Annotated in this window: 13 protein-coding genes, 1 tRNA gene and 1 rRNA gene; 3 read left to right on the forward strand and 12 right to left on the reverse strand. The window is 70.7% G+C overall.

All coding sequences use genetic code 11. The features are described from left to right. The first annotated feature begins 118 nt into the window (after positions 1–118). Positions 119–901: an Fpg/Nei family DNA glycosylase gene (locus tag PV682_RS02110; RefSeq protein WP_319723300.1), complete on the forward strand. Its 783-nt coding sequence runs from the start codon at positions 119–121 to the stop codon at positions 899–901. Positions 902–933: 32 nt separating this feature from the next. Continuing rightward, positions 934–1,758, forward strand: coding sequence for an SDR family NAD(P)-dependent oxidoreductase (locus PV682_RS02115; RefSeq protein ID WP_319723302.1), 825 nt, complete (start codon positions 934–936; stop codon positions 1,756–1,758). Between the two features lie 396 nt (positions 1,759–2,154). On the opposite strand, the gene PV682_RS02125 is transcribed toward PV682_RS02115, so the two are convergent. From PV682_RS02125 to PV682_RS02165, 9 genes are all read right to left on the reverse strand, one after another. Beyond that, a complete protein-coding gene (locus PV682_RS02125) occupies positions 2,155–2,625 on the reverse strand; it encodes a Dps family protein (protein ID WP_319723307.1) in 471 nt (156 codons plus the stop codon). A gap of 147 nt (positions 2,626–2,772) precedes the next feature. Beyond that, on the reverse strand, positions 2,773–3,153 hold the full coding sequence (locus PV682_RS02130; protein ID WP_055724821.1) for a helix-turn-helix domain-containing protein: 381 nt from the start codon (positions 3,151–3,153) through the stop codon (positions 2,773–2,775). Between the two features lie 109 nt (positions 3,154–3,262). Then, entirely contained in the window at positions 3,263–3,808 is a 546-nt protein-coding gene (locus tag PV682_RS02135; RefSeq protein WP_319723309.1) for a CinA family protein, read from the reverse strand. Beyond that, positions 3,805–4,710, reverse strand: coding sequence for a CDP-diacylglycerol--glycerol-3-phosphate 3-phosphatidyltransferase (gene pgsA / locus PV682_RS02140; RefSeq protein WP_407705583.1), 906 nt, complete (start codon positions 4,708–4,710; stop codon positions 3,805–3,807). Before pgsA ends, PV682_RS02135 begins: the two co-directional genes overlap by 4 nt. A gap of 248 nt (positions 4,711–4,958) precedes the next feature. Beyond that, entirely contained in the window at positions 4,959–6,431 is a 1,473-nt protein-coding gene (gene rimO, locus PV682_RS02145) for a 30S ribosomal protein S12 methylthiotransferase RimO (RefSeq protein ID WP_319723312.1), read from the reverse strand. Between the two features lie 75 nt (positions 6,432–6,506). Beyond that, a complete protein-coding gene (locus PV682_RS02150; protein ID WP_319723314.1) occupies positions 6,507–7,352 on the reverse strand; it encodes a helix-turn-helix domain-containing protein in 846 nt (281 codons plus the stop codon). 309 nt (positions 7,353–7,661) lie between these two features. Continuing rightward, positions 7,662–10,367 carry a DNA translocase FtsK gene (locus tag PV682_RS02155; protein ID WP_319723316.1) on the reverse strand — a complete coding sequence of 902 codons (2,706 nt, stop codon included), beginning with the start codon at positions 10,365–10,367 and terminating at the stop codon, positions 7,662–7,664. A 261-nt stretch (positions 10,368–10,628) separates the two neighbouring features. Then, entirely contained in the window at positions 10,629–11,312 is a 684-nt protein-coding gene (locus PV682_RS02160; protein ID WP_109364921.1) for a response regulator, read from the reverse strand. 245 nt (positions 11,313–11,557) lie between these two features. Then, the gene (locus PV682_RS02165; RefSeq protein WP_319723319.1) at positions 11,558–16,987 is read right to left on the reverse strand and encodes a HAMP domain-containing protein; all 5,430 of its coding nucleotides are present in this window, start codon (positions 16,985–16,987) and stop codon (positions 11,558–11,560) included. 367 nt (positions 16,988–17,354) lie between these two features. On the opposite strand from PV682_RS02165, the gene PV682_RS02170 reads away from it, so the two are divergent. Next, on the forward strand, positions 17,355–20,087 hold the full coding sequence (locus tag PV682_RS02170; RefSeq protein ID WP_319723321.1) for a SpoIIE family protein phosphatase: 2,733 nt from the start codon (positions 17,355–17,357) through the stop codon (positions 20,085–20,087). Between the two features lie 59 nt (positions 20,088–20,146). Here PV682_RS02170 and PV682_RS02175 read toward each other — a convergent pair. From PV682_RS02175 to rrf, 3 genes are all read right to left on the reverse strand, one after another. Continuing rightward, positions 20,147–20,219: transfer RNA gene (locus PV682_RS02175), tRNA-Thr, on the reverse strand. A gap of 77 nt (positions 20,220–20,296) precedes the next feature. Further along, positions 20,297–20,959 (reverse strand): DegT/DnrJ/EryC1/StrS family aminotransferase, encoded by a 663-nt coding sequence (locus PV682_RS02180; protein WP_319723358.1) that lies wholly within the window; start codon positions 20,957–20,959, stop codon positions 20,297–20,299. Between the two features lie 110 nt (positions 20,960–21,069). After that, positions 21,070–21,168: ribosomal RNA gene (gene rrf / locus PV682_RS02185) — 5S ribosomal RNA — on the reverse strand; the annotation flags it as partial.

The raw sequence follows: 21,168 nt of genomic DNA on the forward strand, positions 1-21,168 counted from the left end.
CGCGGGCACGCCTCGTCGCCGCACCCCTGCCCCACCACCCCACCCGCGCGCGGAACTACCACCAGCCCCAGCGCCACCTCCCCACCCGGCGCGCCAACACACCCCCCAAAGGCCCCCCATGCCCGAAGGCGACACCGTCTGGCAGACCGCGACCCGTCTCCACACCGCCCTCGCCGGCGCCCCCCTCACCCTCTCCGACCTCAGAGTCCCGAAGTACGCGACGGTCGACCTCACCGGCCGGACCGTCCTGGACGTCACCCCGCGCGGAAAGCACCTCCTCGCGAGGATCGAGGGCGGCCTGACGCTCCACTCGCACCTGCGCATGGAGGGCGCCTGGTACGTGTACGCGGAGGGCCGGCGCTGGACGGGCGGTCCGGGGCACCAGATCAGGGCGGTGCTGGGAACGGCGGACAACACGGCCGTCGGCTACCGCCTGACCGTGCTGAACCTGATCCGCACTGCGCAGGAGGACAGCCTCGTCGGCCACCTGGGCCCCGACCTGCTGGGCCCGGACTGGGACGCCGGCCGCGCCCTGGCGAACCTCCTCGGTGACCCCGCCCGCCCCCTCGGCGAGGCCCTGCTGGACCAGCGCAACCTCGCCGGGATCGGCAACATCTACAAGAGCGAGCTGTGCTTCCTGACCGGCGCCACCCCCTGGCTCCCCGTCGGCGCGCTCCCGCCCGACCGCGCGGCCAAGCTCCCGCCGCTCGCCCACCGCCTCCTGGCGGCCAACCGCACCCGCCCGGTCCGCACGACGACGGGCCGCCGAGGCCAGGACCTGTTCGTGTACGGCCGCGCGGGCCGCCCTTGCCTGCGCTGCGGCACACCCGTCCGCCTCGCCGACCAGGACGACCGCCCCACGTACTGGTGCCCGAGCTGCCAGCAGGGCCCGCACAATTGACGGGCCGTCAGATTCTTTCGTACGGTCGACGCATGGCCGTGAAGGCGTACGACCTCAGCGGGCGCACCGCGTTCGTGACCGGAGCCGCGAGCGGCATCGGCCGGGCCTGCGCGATCCTCCTCGCGGAGGCGGGGGCGACGGTGCACGCGGCGGACCGGGACGCGCGGGGCCTGGAGGAGACGGCGGCGCTCGCCAAAGCCGTACACCGACGCGTACGCGCGCACGTACACGCAGGCGCGCACCAGGAAACACATCCGACAGCACACCCGGATGTGCGCACCCACCGCCTCGACGTCACCGACCGCGCCCAGCTCCGCGACGCCATCGCCTCCTGCGACCGCCTGGACGTCCTCGCAGCCGTCGCCGGGATCATGCACAGCAGTACGGTCCTGGAGACCCGGGACGAGGACCTCGACCGGGTGTGGGCCGTCAACTTCAAGGGCGTGCTGTACGCCTGCCAGGAGGCCGCCGGTCGGATGATCCGGCAGGGCTCGGGCGGCAGCATCGTCACGATGGCGTCCGGCGCGGTCGACACCGGGGGCGCCGGGCTGCTCTGCTACGGCGTCGCCAAGGCCGCCGTCGTCCAGTTGACGCGGACGCTCGCGACCGAGGTCGGCCCGCACGGCATCCGCGTCAACGCGGTCGCCCCGGGCTGGATCCGCACGCCGATGACCGACCGCCCGGACGCGGCGGCCCAGGCCCGTACGGAGGCGTCCATGGCCCGCCTCGCGCCGCTGAAGCGGGTGGGCGAGGCGGAGGAGGTCGCGCACGCGGTCCTGCACCTGGCCTCGGACGCGTCGGCGTTCACGACGGGGCAGATCCTGCGGCCCAACGGGGGCGTCGCGATGCCGTGGTGACGCGGGACGCCCGGCCACGGCACAGGCCGCCCCGTCCGATCATCACACTCGACCCCCTCGACCCCCTCGCCCCCCTCGCCCCCTCGACCCTGGGCGTCCTCTTCTTCGAGGCAAGCCACACATACACCCACTCTCACCGCCCATCCCCCACCCGCCCTGAACCTCCTGCCCCAGACCCCCCACCCCGCCAAGCCTCCCGCCACCGCCCCACGGCAATCGCCCCCACCGCCCCCGCCCTCGGCACACAGTGCACCGGCAGCAGACTCAACCCCCACCCCCCGGCCACGACCGCCCCCTCCACCACCCCCGCCCCCGGCACGACCGCGAGCCGCACCGCGCCCCACCACCACACCGCCCCGAGCACCGCCCGGGCTATCCACCCCACCACACGGCCCCCTACACGTTCTCCGCCTGGAACATCCAGTGATGCTTCTCGAGATCTGCGGTGATCCCGATGAAAATGTCCTGGCTCACCGGATCCGCGTCACCCGTAACCTCCACGCGTTCCCTCATACGAGTGATGACGGCCCCCAGCGCATCGACCAGCGCCCCCACCGCGTCCGTGTCCTTCACCCACCCCTCGGCGACGCCCGAGATCCCGCTGCCGCCGGCGACCGTCGCCGCCCGCCCGTCCGGCGAGACCCCGAGCGCGGAGGCCCGCTCGGCGACCGTGTCGGAGTGCAGCCGGGCCACGTCGACGACCTCGTCGAGCTGGAGGTGGACGGAGCGGAAGCGCGGCCCCACGACGTTCCAGTGGACCTGTTTGGCGACCAGCGAGAGGTCGATCAGGTCGACGAGGGCCCCTTGCAGGGCAACCCCGACGATCCGCAGATCGGCGTCGGACAGCGGGCTCTTCACGACGTACATCCGTAGACCTCCGGTACGGGGCTCAGGCTCTCTCACGATGCCCGCACCCCGGGTACCCGGCAAACGGAACCGCACACGGGCCCCGTCAGACACACGTGAACCCCGGCCGGGACCGCCCCGGCCGGGGTTCACGCGGACAGACAGCCGTCAGGCGGCGACCACGTCCACCGCCTCGGCGGGCGCCTTGATGGTCACCCGCTCCGGAGGCACACCGGCCACCGAGACGGAACCCAGCATCGGACGCACCGGGGCCGGTACGGGCTGGCTGGGGGTGGCCGCAGCGGACTGGGCCAGCTCGGCGAGGGCGAGTTCGTCGCTCACTTCCCGCATGAGTTCGGACATCCGTACGTCCAGCGCGTCGCAGATCGCGGCGAGCAGCTCGGAGGATGCCTCCTTCTGCCCCCGCTCCACCTCGGAGAGATAGCCGAGCGATACTCGGGCGGACGAGGAGACTTCGCGCAGAGTACGGCCCTGGCGCTGGCGCTGCCGACGCAGCACGTCACCCAGCAGGCGACGGAGCAGAATCATCGGTGGCTCCCTCCTCGGACCGCGTAGCCGCATCCTTCTCGCCCCACCGTACCGCCTAGCGCCGCGGCCGTGCGGGGAGCGATGTCGTGTTCACTCAGGGCTGCAAACATCAAAACCCCCCGTTCTGTTCCGTATCCTGTGCCCGCTCATTCCCGGTCTGTTCGCCCGCAAGCTCCTGAAGGAGCAGTGCGAGTACGCTCCGTACACTCTCTCTACGAATTTCCGCACGGCTGCCGTTCAACCGCAGGGCCTTCACTTTTCCGCCAGAGGCGGAACCGGAACCAGGGCCGAACGGCCCGTCCACCGCGACGAAGACAGTCCCCACGGCCTGGCCGTCCTGCGGGTCGGGGCCGGCGACGCCGGTCGTCGCGATGCCCCAGTCGGCGCCGAGCGCCGTGCGGACGCCGGCCGCCATCTGGGCCGCGACCTGCGCGTCCACCGCGCCGCGCGCGGCCAGCAGCTGGGCCTCGACGCCCAGCACCTCGCGCTTCAGCTCCGTCGCGTACGCCGTGACCGAGCCCCGGAACGCCTTGGACGCGCCCGGGACCGCAGTGATCTCCGCCGCCACCAGGCCACCGGTCAGCGACTCGGCGACGGCCAGCACCTCACCCCTCACCGTCAGTAGTCGCACCACGTCAGTGGCCGTGGAACTCACGCTTCCGTCTCCTCCAGCGCGGCCTTGCGGGCGGCGATTCCCTCGCGCCGCAGCACAATGGCCTGTCTTACGTAGTCCAGCCCCGTCGCAACGGTCAGGACGACCGCCACAGCCATCACCCAGAACCTCAGGGTGGCCAGCCACCCCGTCAGCGCCAGGACGTACATGCCGGCGGCCACGCCCTGGGTGAGGGTCTTCATCTTCCCCCCGCGGCTCGCGGGGATCACTCCGTACCGGATGACCCAGAAACGAAGCAGCGTCACGCCGAGTTCCCGGCCCAGGATCACGATCGTCACCCACCACGGCAGATCCCCGAGCGCCGACAGACAGATCAGCGCCGCCCCCATGATCGCCTTGTCGGCGATGGGGTCCGCGATCTTCCCGAAGTCGGTCACGAGGTCGTACGTCCGCGCGATGTGCCCGTCGAACACGTCGGTGATCATGGCCACGGCGAAGGCGGCCCAGGCGAGCGAGCGCCACGCCGGGTCGTACCCCCCGTCGGCCAGCATCAGCGCGACGAACCCGGGGACGAGGATCAGCCGCAGCATCGTCAGCAGATTGGCGATGTTCCACACACTCGCCTGGTTGACGGCGGCAGCGACGACCTTGGCCCCACGAGGCGCCCGCGCCCCCTCCGGGGAGTCGACACCTACGCCGCTCCCGGCCTCGACAGCACCACGAGTACCGCGCTCCCCGCGTCCGCCCGCGTCACGGGAAGCCCGGTCGCCGCCAGAAGCCCGGTCACCGCCGGAAGCACCGCCGCTGTCGGAAGCACCGCCGCTGCCAAAGGCACGGCCGCCGTCGGAGACACCATCGTCGAGGCCACGGTCACCGCCGACCGCACGGCCTGAACCTCCCGCGCCCCGTCCATCGGCCCCGGCCGAACCCGGGCCCCCGACGATCCGCGCAGCCTCCGAAGCCCCCTCGGCGGGCCGGGACGGCTCAGCCGACGCGGACCCACCGGAGACGTCCGGCCCTCCGGCGATCCCCGCCACCCCACCGACCCCGCCGACGGACGACACCGCCGCCTCCCCGGAACCCCCGGCCCCGGAAGAAAACCGCGCACCCCCCGCAGAGGCCCCCGCCGCCGCCCCGCCCGCTCCCCCGAAACCCCGTGCGGAGCCGCCCGCGGCCGACGCCGGAACACCCGTCATCTGCCTGTCTCCTCACTCCACCCGTTCGAGCGCTCCAGCGGCTCGGCCACGAGGTCGACGCCCTCCGTGCCGACCACCTTCGCCTCGACCATACGACCGACCTCCAGCCCCTCGCCGCTCGTGAGGAGCACCTGGCCGTCGGTCTCGGGCGCCTGGTGCGCCGCACGGCCGTAGACACCCTCCACCTCGTCGACGGACTCCACAAGGACCCGGACGCTCTCCCCGACGCGCTCCTCCGCGCGCTGGGAGACGAGTTCCTCGGCGAGCCGGGACACGCGCGCGAGACGCTCGGCGACGAGATCCTCGGGGAGCTTGTTGTCGTACGTCGCGGCCTCGGTGCCGTCCTCGTCGGAGTACCCGAAGACGCCGATGGCATCCAGCCGCGCGCCGGTCAGGAACCGCTCCAGCTCGGCGAGGTCGTGCTCGGACTCGCCGGGGAAGCCGACGATGAAGTTGGAGCGCACGCCCGCCTGGGGCGCCTTGCTCCGGATGGTGTCGAGGAGTTCGAGGAACCGGTCGGTGTCACCGAAGCGCCGCATCGCGCGCAGCACGTCCGGCGCGGAGTGCTGGAAGGAGAGGTCGAAGTACGGGACGACCTTGGGCGTCGAGGTGAGGACGTCGATGAGGCCGGGCCGCATCTCGGCGGGCTGGAGGTAGCTGACCCGCACCCGCTCCAGGCCCTCGACCTCGGCCAGCTCGGGCAGCAGGGACTCCAGGAGACGGATGTCACCGAGGTCCTTGCCGTACGAGGTGTTGTTCTCGGAGACCAGCATCACTTCCTTGACGCCCTGCTCGGCCAGCCACCGCGTCTCGTTGAGGACGTCGGAGGGGCGGCGCGAGATGAAGGAGCCACGGAAGGAGGGGATGGCGCAGAAGGAGCAGCGCCGGTCGCAGCCGGACGCAAGCTTGACGGAGGCCACCGGCGAGCCGTCGAGCCGGCGGCGCAGGGGCGCGCGCGGTCCTGAGGCGGGCGCGAGGCCCTCGGGGAGGTCCACCGGGGCGTGCCCCGGCAGGGCGACCCCGGCGGCCGACTCCTGGCGCTCAGCGGGGCTGATCGGCAGCAGCTTGCGCCGGTCGCGCGGGGTGTGCGAGGCGTGGATGCCGCCGTTGAGGATGGTCTGGAGGCGGTCGGAGATGTCCGCGTAGTCGTCGAACCCGAGCACGCCGTCGGCCTCGGGCAGCGCCTCGGCGAGCTCCTTGCCGTACCGCTCGGCCATGCAGCCCACCGCCACGACGGCCTGCGTTCTGCCGTGCCCCTTCAGGTCGTTGGCCTCCAGGAGGGCGTCCACGGAGTCCTTCTTGGCGGCCTCGACGAACCCGCAGGTGTTGACCACGGCGACGTCCGCTTCGTCGGCGGACTCCACGAGCTGCCAGCCGTCCGCCTCCAAACGGCCTGCGAGCTCCTCCGAGTCCACCTCGTTACGGGCGCAGCCAAGGGTGACGAGTGCGACGGTACGGCGTTCAGGCATGGGCTCAAGACTACTTTGTCCCACCGACAACGGACGCCGACGGGGTTGACCAAGATCACGGCCCCCTTACCCGGCTTACCCGGCCTGCGGGTCGCCCTTCGTGTAGGTGAGCCGCTCGACCGCGCCCGGCTTGAAGTCGTTGTCGAGTTTCTTACCGTTCACCCAGAGGTCGATCGCCCCGGCGTCGCCGAGGACGAGGTTGATCTTGCTGCTGTCCTGGAAGGTCTTGGACTGGCCCTTCTTGAGCAGGTCGTCGAAGAGCAGCCGTCCGTTGTGGTCCTTGGCGGAGATCCAGCTGCGCCCGTGCGCGGCGCTGACGCGGACGGTCACCTTGTCCAGCGGGGCGGCGGCGATGGCGTCGTCCGTGGGGGTGGGCGGGATGTCGGTCGCGGGCTTGTCGTTCTTCGGCTTGACCGGGGTCGGCGAGGCGGACGGCGTGGGCGTCGTCCCTCCGGCGATCTGATCCTTCCCATCGCTTTCGCCGCCCCCCTTGAAGGCGGTGAAACCGACAAAACCGATCACGGCGACGATCGCGGCGACCATCGCGGCCGTCCAGTTCGGCCCCCTGCGCTCCGGGCGGATACGTTCCGCCTCGAAGAGCGGCGCGGCCGGCGTCGGCGCGGGACGCCCTCCGTGCGAGGCGTCGAAGCGGGCGATCAGCGGCGCGGGATCGAGGTGGACGGCGCGGGCCAGCGTACGGAGGTGCCCGCGCGCGTAGACGTCGCCGCCGCAGGGCGTGAAGTCGTCCGCCTCGATCGCGTGGACGATGGCGATGCGGATCCGGGTGGCGGTACTGACGTCGTCGACGGTCATACCGGCGGCGATCCGCGCCTGCCGGAGCACATGGCCGATGGAGGGGGCTTCCTCGGAGGAAACGTCTTCGAACGGACGCTCGTCTTCAGGGGAGTTGCCGATGGACACGGGGGCGCCTTTCGAGCGTGTAGCCGCCTGTGCTGGAGATTCAGTCTAGGGGGGGTACAAAAGGGTGGGGCAACCGGGCGGTCGGACTTTGTACGCCATCGGTATGGCATCGATACGACCGGACACGCCGACGGCGGGACAGCGGGGGCCCAGCATGGGGCCCTTACCTGTCCTCCGCTCAACTGGACGTACGACAAAGGGAAACGGTTGCCCGACGATCTCTAACGGGTGAGTCACGGAGACCGCCGTCCACGCGCGCCACCGCCGGACGCCCCCGAACCCCCGCCCGGCCCTCCCCCTGAACCCCCGTCAGCCCCCGCCCCGGATGACGTCCAGCACCCCGTCCAGCTCCTCCGGCTTCACCAGCACGTCCCGCGCCTTGGACCCCTCGCTGGGGCCGACGATCCCCCGCGACTCCATGAGGTCCATCAGCCGCCCGGCCTTCGCGAACCCCACCCGCAGCTTGCGCTGGAGCATCGAGGTGGACCCGAACTGCGTGGACACGACCAGCTCGGCGGCCTGGCACAGCAGGTCGAGGTCGTCGCCGATCTCCTCGTCGATCTCCTTCTTCTGCTTGGTCCCGGTCGTGACGTCGTCCCGGAAGACCGGCGCCATCTGGTCCTTGCAGTGCTGCACGACGGCCGCGACCTCGGCCTCGGTGACGAACGCGCCCTGCATACGGACCGGCTTGTTCGCGCCCATCGGCAGGAACAGCCCGTCGCCCTTGCCGATCAGCTTCTCCGCGCCGGGCTGGTCGAGGATGACCCGCGAGTCGGCGAGGGAGGACGTCGCGAACGCGAGCCGGGAGGGCACGTTGGCTTTGATCAGACCGGTGACGACGTCGACGGACGGCCGCTGCGTCGCGAGCACCAGATGGATGCCCGCCGCGCGCGCGAGCTGCGTGATGCGCACGATCGAGTCCTCGACGTCCCGGGGGGCGACCATCATCAGGTCGGCCAGCTCGTCGACGATCACCAGCAGGTACGGGTACGGCTTCAGCTCCCGCTCACTGCCCTCGGGCGTCTTGAGCTTGCCCTCGCGGATGGCCTGGTTGAAGTCGTCGATGTGCCGGTACCCGAACGCCGCGAGGTCGTCGTAGCGCAGGTCCATCTCCCGGACGACCCACTGGAGCGCCTCGGCGGCGCGCTTGGGGTTGGTGATGATCGGCGTGATCAGGTGCGGGATGCCCTCGTACGCGGTCAGCTCGACGCGCTTGGGGTCGACGAGCACCATCCGGACGTCCTCGGGGGTCGCCCGGCACATGATCGACGTGATCAGACAGTTGATGCACGAGGACTTACCGGACCCGGTGGCACCGGCGACGAGGATGTGCGGCATCTTCGCCATGTTCGCCATGACGTACCCGCCCTCGACGTCCTTCCCGAGCGCCACCAGCATCGGATGGTCGTCCTCGGCGGCGTCCGCGAGCCGCAGCACGTCCCCGACGTTGACCATCTCCCGGTCGGTGTTGGGGATCTCGATCCCGACGGCCGACTTCCCGGGGATCGGGCTGATGATCCGTACGTCGGGGCTGGCGACGGCGTACGCGATGTTCTTGGTCAGCGCGGTGATCCGCTCGACCTTGACGGCCGGGCCCAGCTCGACCTCGTAGCGCGTCACCGTCGGCCCGCGCGTGAAGCCGGTGACGGCGGCGTCGACCTTGAACTCGGTGAACACGTTCGTCAGGGACGCGACGACGGCGTCGTTGGCCTCGCTGCGGGCCTTGCCGGGGCCGCCGCGCTCCAGGAGGTCCAGGGAGGGCAGGGAGTACGTGATGTCCCCGGCGAGCTGGAGCTGTTCCGCGCGCGGGGGCAGGTCGCGCATCTCCTCCGGCGGGGCCTTGGTCAGGTCGGGCACTATCCCCGGCGTGAGCTTCTCCTGCTTGGGCCGCGCCGCCGGCACAGGGGTCGGCCGGGTCGGCTCGCGGTCCCCGACGCTGACGCCCTGCGTGAGGTCGGCGACCAGCGGCGAGGGCGGCATGCCGTGCAGGACGGCGCCGTCGAGGTCCGCCGCCGCTGCCGCCGCGATGTCCACGGCGTCCATCTGCCGGTCCCCGGAGGGCTGGGGCACCCCGGGGCGCCTCGGCCGCGCGCGGCGCCGCGAGAGGGCCGCCTCCTCCGCGTCGTCGGGGTCGTACGCCTCGCCCCCGGCCGTCCGCCGGCGCGGGCGCCCGGGCAGCGCCTCGCGCCACTGCTCGTCGTACCGCTCGTCGTCGTCGGAGAACTCGTCGTCCTCTTCCGGGTCATGCAGCACACCGAGCTTGACGCCGAGCAGCCGCAGCCGCTGCGGGATCGCGTTGACCGGGGTCGCGGTGACGACGAGCAGCCCGAAGACCGTCAGCAGCACCAGGAGGGGTACGGCGAGGACTTCCGTCATCGTGAAGGTCAGCGGCGTCGCCGCCGCCCACCCGACGAGCCCGCCGGCGTCCCTTATGGCCTGCATGCCGTCACTGCGCGCGGGCGACCCGCACGCGATGTGCACCTGCCCGAGCACCCCGATCAGCAGCGCGGACAGACCGATGACGATACGGCCGTTGGCCTCGGGCTTCTCCGGGTGCCGCACGAACCGCACGGCGATCACCGCGAGCAGGATCGGTACGAGGAGGTCGAGCCGCCCGAAGGCACCGGTCACCAGGATCTCGACGAGGTCACCGACCGGGCCCCTGAGATCGGCCCAGGTCCCCGCCGCGACGATCAGCGCCAGCCCGAACAGCAGCAGCGCGACGCCGTCCTTGCGGTGCGCCGGGTCGAGATTCTTCGCGCCGTTCCCTATCCCCCGGAACACCGCGCCCACGGCATGCGCCAGCCCCAGCCACAGGGCGCGTACGAGGCGGTAGACACCGCCGGTGGGACTGGGCGCCGGCTTCGGGGGCGCGGCCTTCTTCGCCGCGGCCTTCCTGGCGGGCGCCTTCTTCGCCGGGGCTTTCCTCGCTGCGGCCTTCTTCGCCGGAGCCTTCGCGGGTGCCGCGGTCTTCTTCGCGGGCTGCTTCTTGGCTGCGGAGGGACGTGAGGCCATGGTGGTGAGGGTACCGGCGCGAGCAACACAGGACACGTGTGCCTACAGCTTCACCCGTTCGTGTCGCCCACAACAAACCCCAAAACTGACACACCAACGAAACGGCTGTCCCACAAGCCAGTTCCCCCCTTGCCCCGCCCACCTAGCTGCGGGCAGTCGTGCCGCTGGGGCGGCACGGGTGGGCGCAGCGGCACCCCGCAAGCGCGGGCAAGCGACAACGCCCCCACCCCAGCCACCCCCAACCCGCACCCGCCCCGAACCTCAGCCCTGAGAAGGCACCGTAGCCGCCCCACCCCCGGCCCCCGGCTCCAACGCGTCCAGCGCCCGCCGCAACCCCGTCAGCTTCCGCTCCAGATGCGCCGCAGTGGCCACCGCAGCCGCGTCCGCGGAGTCGTCGTCAAGCTGCTTCGACAACGCCTCGGCCTGCTCCTCGACCGCCGCGAGCCGCGCGGACAGCTCCGCGAGCAGCCCCGGCGCCTCCTTGCCCCCGTCGACGCCCGGCCGCCCGTTCCCGTCGAGCTGGAGCCGCAACAGAGCGGCCTGCTCCCGGAGCTGACAGTTCTTCATGTACAGCTCGACGAAGACGGAGACCTTCGCCCGCAGCACCCACGGATCGAACGGCTTGGAGATGTAGTCCACCGCCCCCGCCGCGTACCCCCGGAACGTGTGGTGCGGCCCGTGGTTGATCGCGGTGAGGAAGATGATCGGAATGTCCCTGGTCCGCTCCCGACGCTTGATGTGCGCGGCCGTCTCGAATCCATCCATTCCCGGCATCTGGACGTCCAGCAGAATGACCGCGAAGTCGTCCGTCAGCAGTGCTTTGAGCGCCTCTTCCCCGGACGATGCCCGCACCAGTGTCTGATCCAGCGCCGAGAGGATCGCCTCCAGCGCCAGCAGATTCTCCGGCCGGTCATCGACCAGGAGGATCTTGGCCTTCTGCACCATGGCCCGCCCTCCTCGCCCCGGCAGTGCACCGGGCGCCGCCCCTGGGGACGACATCCTTTGCGCCGCCCTTCCTTGTGCCGGTCATGGTAGCCGCACCCCGACCGCCGCCACACCCTGTCACCGCGATGTCACAGTGCACGTAGCAGGAACGTGGCGGGAGACCAGAAGGTTCCCCGAACACCGTCCCGCTGCCCAGCGCCGACCACCCTGAGTCAGCGCGTCACGGCACCTCCACACCCTTTCCGTCACCCTTCCCGCATCCACTGCTCCATCACGGACAGCAGATGGTCCGGGTCCACCGGCTTGGTCACATAGTCGGACGCACCGGACTCGATGGCCTTCTCCCGGTCGCCCTTCATCGCCTTCGCGGTGAGCGCGATGATCGGCAGCCCGGAGAACTGCGGCATCCTGCGGATCGCGGAGGTCGTCGCGTACCCGTCCATCTCCGGCATCATGATGTCCATCAGGACGACGGCGACGTCGTCGTGCTGCTCCAGGACCTCGATGCCCTCGCGCCCGTTCTCGGCGTACAGGACGGTCAGCCCGTGCTGTTCCAGGACGCTGGTGAGCGCGAAGACGTTGCGGATGTCGTCGTCGACGATGAGCACCTTGTCGCCGCCGAAGAGGATGTTCACGCGCGCGTGGGACGCCGTTTCCCCGTTCTCCTCACCTCCCGCACGCCTCCGGCGCCGGAAGAGCGCCGCCGCGCCGTTCTGCGTCTCGCGGTACGACTTCACCTCGGCCGGCGTCTCGATCTCCGGCTCGACCGGCGCGGTCAGCTCGCCGTGCCCGTTCTCGGAGGCCACCAGGTCGCCCGCCTCCAGCGCCGGTACGACCTGCTGGTAGCCCTGCGGAGGCAGCTCGCTGGGCCGCACCGGCAGGTACAGGGTGAACGTGGACCCCCGGCCCGGCTCGCTCTGGGCGTGGATCTCACCGCCGAGCAGCTGCGCGATCTCCCGCGAGATCGACAGACCCAGACCCGTACCGCCGTACTTGCGGCTCGTCGTGCCGTCGGCCTGTTTGAACGCCTCGAAGATCACCCGCATCTTGCTGGCCGCGATCCCGATGCCGGTGTCGGTGACGGAGAACGCGATCAGCGGGGCGTCCGCGTCGGTCAGCGAACCGGTCTCCAGCAACTGCTGCCGGATCACGACGGGGACGTCCGCGCCGGCGGGCCGGATCACCAGCTCCACCGAGCCGGAGTCGGTGAACTTGACCGCGTTGGACAGCAGGTTGCGCAGCACCTGCAACAGGCGCTGCTCGTCGGTGTGGAGGGTGGCGGGCAGCTCCGGGGAGACCCGTACGGACAGGTCGAGGCCCTTCTCGGCGGTCAGCGGCCGGAAGGTGGCCTCCACGTAGTCCACCAGCTGCACGAGGGCGATGCGCGTCGGGGAGACGTCCATCTTGCCCGCCTCGACCTTCGACAGGTCGAGGATGTCGTTGATCAGCTGGAGCAGGTCGGACCCGGCGCCGTGGATGGTCTCGGCGAACTCGACCTGCTTCGGCGAGAGGTTGCCGTCGGCGTTGTCGGCGAGCAGCTTGGCGAGGATGAGCAGCGAGTTGAGCGGGGTGCGCAGCTCGTGCGACATGTTGGCGAGGAACTCGCTCTTGTACCGCATGGACACGGCGAGTTGCTCGGCGCGCTCCTCCAGGACCTGCCGCGCCTCCTCGATCTCGGTGTTCTTGACCTCGATGTCCCGGTTCTGCCGGGCCAGCAGCTCGGCCTTCTCGCCCAGTTCGGCGTTGGACGCCTGGAGCGCCTTCTGCCGCTGCTCCAGCTCGCCGGAGCGCTCCTGGAGCTGCTCGGTCAGCTCCTGCGACTGCTTCAGCAGCCGCTCGGTCTTGGTGTTGACGGAGATCGTGTTGACGCTGGTCGCGATCATCTCGGCGATCTGGTTCAGGAAGTCCTTCTGGATCTGCGTGAACTCCCCGAAGGACGCCAGCTCGATCACCCCGAGCACCTTGCCCTCGAACAGCACCGGCAGGACGATCACCTGCGCGGGCGGCGCCTCCCCGAGCCCGGAGGAGATCTTCAGGTAGCCGCTGGGCGCGTTGGACACGAGGATCGTGCGCTTCTCCAGCGCGGCCGTCCCCACGAGCGCCTCACCGGGCCTGAACGACGTCGGCATGGACCCCATCGAGTAGCCGTACGACCCGAGCATGCGCAGCTCGTACTGATCGGGACCGGCGTCGGGGGCCGGCATGCCGAGGAAGAACGCGCCGTGCTGGGCGGCGACCAGCGGCGGCAGCTCGCTCATGATCAGCGAGGCGACGTCCTCCTGGTCGCGCCGGCCCTGGAGCAGCGCCGACACGCGCGCGAGGTTGCCCTTCAGCCAGTCCTGCTCCTTGTTGGCGATCGTGGTGTCGCGCAGGTTGGCGATCATCTTGTTGATGTAGTCCTGGAGCTCCTGGATCTCCCCGGAGGCGTCCACGTCGATCTTGAGGCTGAGGTCGCCCCTGGTCACCGCGGTCGCCACCCGGGACATCGCGCGCACCTGCCGGGTGAGGTTCCCGGCCATCTCGTTGACGGACTCGGTGAGGTCGCGCCACGTCCCGTCGACATCCCGCACGCGCGCCTGTCCGCCGAGCTGCCCCTCGGTGCCCACCTCGCGCGCGACGCGCGTGACCTCCTCGGCGAACGAGGACAGCTGATCGACCATCGTGTTGATCGTCGTCTTCAGTTCGAGGATCTCGCCGCGCGCGTCGATGTCGATCTTCTTGGTGAGGTCGCCCTTGGCGATGGCCGTCGTCACCATCGCGATGTTGCGGACCTGCCCGGTCAGGTTGGACGCCATCTGGTTCACCGACTCGGTGAGGTCCTTCCAGGTCCCCGACACGCCGGGCACGTGGGCCTGGCCGCCCAGGATGCCGTCCGTACCCACCTCGCGGGCCACCTTGGTGACCTGCTCGGCGAACGAACTCAGCGTCCGCACCATCGTGTTGAACGTGTCGGCGAGCTGCTGGACCTCGCCGCGCGCCTCGATCGTCACCTGCCGCGTCAGGTCGCCGTTGGCGACGGCCACCGCGACCTGCGAGATGTTGCGCACCTGCATGGTGAGGTTCTTGGCCATCAGGTTGACGTTGTCGCTGAGGTCCTTCCAGATGCCGGTGACCCCGGGTACGTGCGCCTGCCCGCCCAGGATGCCTTCGGTGCCCACCTCGCGCGCGACGCGCGTGACCTGCTCCGCGAACGACGACAGCTGGTCCACCATCGTGTTGACGGTCGTCACCAGTTCGAGGATCTCGCCCTTGGCGTCGACGGTGATCTTCTTCGACAGGTCGCCCTTGGCGACGGCGGTGGTGACCTCGGCGATGTTGCGCAGCTGGGTGGTCAGGTTGTTCGCCATGAAGTTGACGGACTGCGTGAGGTCCTTCCAGGTCCCGGAGACGCCCTGCACCTCCGCCTGACCGCCGAGGATGCCCTCGGTGCCCACCTCGCGCGCGACCCGGGTCACCTGCTCCGCGAACGACGACAGCTGGTCCACCATCGTGTTCAGCGTGTTCTTCAGCTCCAGGATCTCCCCGCGCGCGTCCACGGTGATCTTCTGGGAGAGGTCACCGCGCGCGACCGCGGTGGCGACCTGCGCGATGTTGCGGACCTGCCCGGTCAGGTTGGACGCCATGCCGTTCACGGAGTCCGTGAGGTCCCGCCACACCCCGGCCACCCCGGGCACCTGCGCCTGCCCGCCCAGGCGCCCGTCGGTGCCCACCTCGCGGGCCACCCGGGTCACCTGCTCGGCGAACGACGACAGCTGGTCGACCATCGTGTTGATGGTGTTCTTCAGCTCCAGGATCTCCCCGCGCGCGTCCACGTCGATCTTCTGCGACAGGTCACCGCGCGCCACCGCTGTCGTCACCTGCGCGATCTGACGCACCTGGGAGGTCAGATTCCCCGCCATGAAGTTGACGGAATCGGTCAGTTCCTTCCACGTCCCCGACACCCCGTCCACGCGCGCCTGCCCGCCGAGGCGCCCCTCCGTGCCCACGTCCCGCGCCACCTTGGTGACCTGGTCCGCGAAGAGCGACAGCTGGTCGACCATCCGGTTCACGGTGTTCTTCAGCTGGAGCATCTCGCCGGAGACGTCGACGGTCACCTTCTGCGACAGATCGCCGTCCGCCACGGCCGTCGTCACCTGCGCGATGTTGCGCACCTGTCCGGTGAGGTTGCGGAACGCGGTGTTGACGGAGTCCGTCAGGTCCTTCCAGGTGCCGGCCGCCCCCATCACCTGCGCCTGCCCGCCCAGTTCACCCTCGACGCCGACCTCGCGCGCCACGCGCGTGACCTCGGCACCGAACGCCGAGAGCTGGTCCACCATCCCGTTGACGGTGTTCTTCAGCTCCAGCATCTCCCCCGCCACGTCGACGGTCACCTTCTGCGACAGATCGCCGCTGGCCACCGCCGTCGTCACCTGCGCGATGTCCCGCACCTGCGTGGTGAGGTTGCGGAACACCGTGTTGACCGAGTCGGTGAGGTCCTTCCAGGTCCCCGACACCCCGGGTACGTTCGCCTGCCCGCCCAGGCGCCCCTCGGAACCCGTCTCGTTGGCGACGCGCGTGACCTCGTCCGCGAAGATCCGCAGCGTGTCGGTCATCTGGTTGATCGTGTCCGCGAGCTGGGCGATCTCCCCGCGCGCGGGTACGGTCACCTTCCTCGTCAGGTCACCGTTGGCGACCGCCGTCGTCACCTCGGCGATCCCGCGCATCTGGTCCGTCAGGTTCCCGGCCATCGTGTTCACGGAGTCGGTGAGCTCTTTCCACACCCCGTCCACACCGCGCACCTGCGCCTGGCCGCCCAGGATGCCCTCGGTGCCCACCTCTCGGGCCACCCGGGTCACCTCGGAGGAGAACGCCGACAGCCGGTCGACCATCGCGTTGACGGTCTCCTTCAGCTCCAGCATCTCGCCGGCCACATGGACGGTGACCTTCCGCGACAGATCACCGTTGGCGACCGCCGTCGTCACCAGCGCGATATCGCGCACCTGTGCGGTCAAACGGTCCGCCATCGTGTTGACCGATTCGGTCAGATCCTTCCACGAACCGGACATCCCGCGCACCTGCGCCTGCCCGCCGAGCTTCCCCTCGGTGCCCACCTCGCTGGCCACGCGCGTGACCTCGTCGGTGAACGTCGACAACTGGTCGACCAGGTTGTTGACGACCCGCCCGACCTTCAGGAACTCCCCCCGCAGCGGATGCCCCGCCCCCTCCTGCGTGTGCGCGCGCAGCTCCATGCGCGGCGACAGATCACCGTCCGCGACCGCCGACAGCACCCGGCTGACCTCGGACACCGGCCGCGCCAGATCGTCCACCAGCGAGTTCGAGGCGTCGATGGCAGCCGCCCACGAGCCCTCGCAGACGCCGGTCTCCAGCCGCTCGGTGAGCTTGCCCTCGCGCCCCACCACACGCCGTACGCGCGCCAGTTCACCCGTCAGATGCAGGTTCCGGTCGGCCACCTCGTTGTAGACGGCCGCGATCTCGGACATCACTCCGTCGCCGGACACGGTGAGCCGCTTGCGGAAGTTGCCGTCCCGCATGGACACCAAGGCGGCCAGAAGACGGTTCAGGGCGGCCGTGTCGACCACGGTCGTCCCTCCCGCGCGTGAGGCGCGCGTCCTGTTCAGGGACGGCCCGCCCTTCGCGCGCGTCTTCGTGCCACGCGTCGCTGCGCCAGACTCCACTTGTCCCTCCCGCACGGGTCGACCCCTACCGCTCGTACCGCTCGCCGAATCACTGCTGCCGTATGCCGCAGCCCGATGTAATCAGGCCACAGTGAAGGCTGCTGCCCGACGTACACAGAAGACACCCGGTCTGCCCGGACCTTCACAAGAAGCTTGCCCAGTGTTTCACCCTCCCTGAACACGGCCATAACACTCCGGCGGCTGCGCACATCGTCCGCACACTCCGGGTACGGGAAACACGGGCGACCGGCATCCGCGACACCCCGGAAGGTCAGTAACCTTGCACAAGGCTGTCCAGCCGCGCCGGCCCGACCCGGTCTGGGCGGTGGCACGAGCACGAGCGGGCATCGGAGGGGCGGCCGACGTAATGACCACCGGACTGATTCCCGGGGGACAGCCCCCGGACCCCCGGCCGACCGGCGCGCGCCCGCCCCACCCACGCCACCCGGACGACCGGGAAGAACTGTCCGCCGACGACCGGCCGAGGAGTCCTGTGATCACCGCGCGCGCGGCTGCCAGTTTCGAGCCTGTGGGACGGTCGGTCGCGACCGCCCGCGCGTTCGTCCGCGACACCCTCCAGGGGTGGGGCTTCGCCGACATCGTGGACGACGCCGTCGTCCTCACCAGCGAACTCGTCACCAACGCGGTCATCCACGCGGGCACCCACGCCGACGTCCTGTGCCTGCGCAGCGACGACGGCGTACGCATCGAGGTCGCCGACCGCTACCCGGAGCGCGAGATCCCCCTCCAGGGCGCCCTGCCCGCCATGAGCAACCCCGACCGCGAGGGCGGGCGCGGACTCCAGCTGTGCGCGGCCATCGCGGGGCGCTGGGGCGTCGAGTACACGCCCACCCACAAGAACGTCTGGTTCCAGCTCGCCCTGCCCGAACGCGCCGTCGGCACCCGCACGGCCGGCCCGTCCCTGCCGGTCGGCCTCCTGCCGCTCGCCGACGGCCGGGTACGCGTCGCCGTCGTCCAGATCGACCGTACGGGCTCGATCTCCGCCTGGAACGAGGACGCCGAGGACATCTTCGGCTACCCCGCCGACCAAGTCATCGGCAAACCCCTCACCGACCTCGCCGCCTGGCCGCACACCCCGGGCACCGCCACCGGCATCGCCGAGGCGCTCCAGCTCTCCCGCTGGGAGGGCAGCTACGGCATCCGCGGCTCCGACGGCCGCGTCACCCCCGTCTACGCCTCGCACCTGCGCGTACGCGACACCGGCGGCGAACCCTCCACGGTCTGCCTCCTGGTGCGCGACCACGAGCGCGCGGTCCTCCAGACCCCGGCCCGCGGCCCGGCCTCCGACAGCGCTGGCTCCTCCGACTCCCCGAACACCGACCCGTTCGAGGTGTTCATCGGCTCCCCCGCCCCGGACGACCTCGACGGCCTCCTCCAGCGCACGGTGGAGCGCGCCCGCGACATGCTCGACGCGGACGCCGCCTTCCTGCTCCTCGCCACCGACGACGAGACGGAACTGGAGGTCCGCGCCTCGACCGGCCTGCCCTCCACCCGCCAGCGCTTCGCCCGCGTCCCCGTCGAGGCGGGCCCCGGCCGGTACGGCTCCGCGCGCATGCCGGCCGTCCACGACGACCTGACCGCCGTCCCCGGCGCCGTACCGCTGCTGAACGGCACCGGCATGCGCGCGGTCGTCACCGTGCCGCTGAAGGTCGAGGGACGCCTCACCGGCTCCCTCGGGGTCGCCTCCGAATCGCCGGGCCGCTACTCCAACGAGGAGGCGCTACGGCTCCAGTTCGCCGCCGACCGGATCGCCCTCGCCGTCGAGTCCGCGCGCCTGGGCGAGCTGGAGCGGCTGCGCAGAGGCTCGCTCAGCTTCCTCGTCGAGGCCTCCGACCTCCTCGCCGGCACCCTGGACCGGGACCAGACCCTCGCCCTGATGGCCCAGATGACGGTGCCGACGCTGGCGACCTGGTGCGCCGTGTACACGATCGCCGACCAGGCGTCGGAGCCGTACCTGTCGTACGTCCTGCACGAGGACGAGGAGCTCATCGACGGCATCAAGTCCCTGCTGTCGAAGACCGCGCCGCCCGACCCGGTCCCCACCCCCGGCGCGCGCGTATGGACGGCACCCGGCCAGGCCGCGCACGAGGCGGCCCTGCGCAGCTCGATGCGCAGCCTCGCGGGCGGCCCCGCGCACCCGGTGGCCTCGGGCATCGGCCCCACCCTCGCCACGGCCTCGGCAGTCGGCGGCGAGACCGTCGTCCTCCCCCTGGTCGCCCGCAACCGCGTCATCGGCATGCTGACCCTCGGCAAGCCGACCGACGAACACTTCCGCCAGGAGATCCTGGAACTCGCCGAGGACCTCTCCCGCCGCGCCGCCCTGGCCCTGGACAACGCCCGCCTCTACTCGGAGCGCACGGCCATCAGCCAGGCCCTCCAACGCAGCCTCCTGCCCCCGGGCCTGCCCGAGATCGACGGCGTCGAGGTCGACGTCATCTACCGTGCCGCCGGCGAGGGCAACGAGGTCGGCGGCGACTTCTACGACGTCTTCCCGATCAGCGACGGCGCGTACGGCTTCGCCATCGGCGACGTCTGCGGCACAGGCCCGAACGCCGCCGCCGTCACGGGCCTCGCCCGCCACGCCCTGCGCCTGCTCGCCCGCGAGGGCCTCAGCGGCCCGGCGGTCCTGGAGCGCCTCAACTCCGCGATCCTCGACGAGGGCTCCCGCAGCCGCTTCCTGACCCTCCTGTACGGCGAACTGCGGCCCCAGGAGGACGGCAGCGCCGAGCTGAAGGTCGTCTGCGCCGGCCACCCCCTCCCACTGCGCCTGCGCCAGGACGGCACGGTCGAGCCCGCCGCCGAACCCCAGCCCCTCCTGGGCGTCATCGAGGACCTGGACCTGTACGAGCAGACGGTCACCCTCGACCCGGGCGACGTCCTCCTGTGCGTCACCGACGGCGTCACCGAACGCCGCGAGGGCACCCGCATGCTGGGCGACGACGGCCTCGCCGACGTCCTCACCACGTGCACCGGTCTCACGGCGGGCGCGGTCGCCGCCCGCATCATGCGCGCGGTGGAGCGGTTCGCCTCCGACGCCCCGTCGGACGACATGGCCATTCTCGCGATGCGGGTGGCGTGAGGGACCGGACGAGGGCATGAAAAAGCCCCCTGCCTTTAGAGGCAGGGGGTTTATCTCTGAGCCCCCAAACGGAATCGAACCGTTGACCTTCTCCTTACCATGGAGACGCTCTACCGACTGAGCTATAGGGGCCTTGTCGCCTTTTGGGGCATTTCCCTCGCGGCAACAAGAAGATCGTACCCCGAACGAGCGGCTATTCCCAAACCCGTTCAGTACGCCGGCTGCAACAGACCGCCGAGCGCATTGCACGCGGACACTATGCGCTGCATGTCCCGCTTCGTCAGCGCCGCGTCGACCGGCAACGCCAACGTCTCGTCGGCCGCCCGCTCGGTCTCCGGCAACGACACGCACCGCCGGAACTCCGGCAACCGGTGCACCGGCGTCTTCACCGGCACCCGGCACGCAACTCCCTTGCCGCGCAAGGCGCGTGCGAAGGCGTCCCGGTCCGGCCGCCCGTTCCCCGGCACCCGCACGACGTACTGCTGATAGGTGTGCCCGTCCCCACCGTCGGGCGTCCACACCCCCCGCAACCGGGCGTCCAGATAAGCCGCCCGCTCCCGCCGCTGAGCGATCTCGTCGACGGCCCCGCCTCCGTCCCCCTCCTCCAACACCAGCAACCCCCGCCGGGCACCGACATCCCTCAACCGCCCCATGTCCGCGGGCCGACCGAAGCGGTGCACGACAACGACGGCCGCCGTCCGAGGAGTTACGACCGACTCGACGGCCAGCGCGTCGAGGCAGTAGCTCACCGGGTCCACATCCGCGAACACCGGCATCGCACCCACCCGGGCCACCTCTTCGGCGACCTCGGTGTTCCCGAAGGCCGGCACGACGACCTCATCGCCGAGCCCTACGCCCGCAGCCCTGAGCATTGCTCCAGTACCCATGGTGGGATGGTCGGGGCGGAACGTGAACTGGAAGTGACGGACAACAAAAAAGAGGTGGGCCCTGAACCGAAGTTCAGGGCCCACCTCTAAAAGGAGTTCGGCGGCGTCCTACTCTCCCACAGGGTCCCCCCTGCAGTACCATCGGCGCTGTAAGGCTTAGCTTCCGGGTTCGGAATGTAACCGGGCGTTTCCCT

This window comes from Streptomyces niveiscabiei (genome assembly GCF_033794345.1).
Classification (GTDB): Bacteria; Actinomycetota; Actinomycetes; order Streptomycetales; family Streptomycetaceae; genus Streptomyces; species Streptomyces niveiscabiei.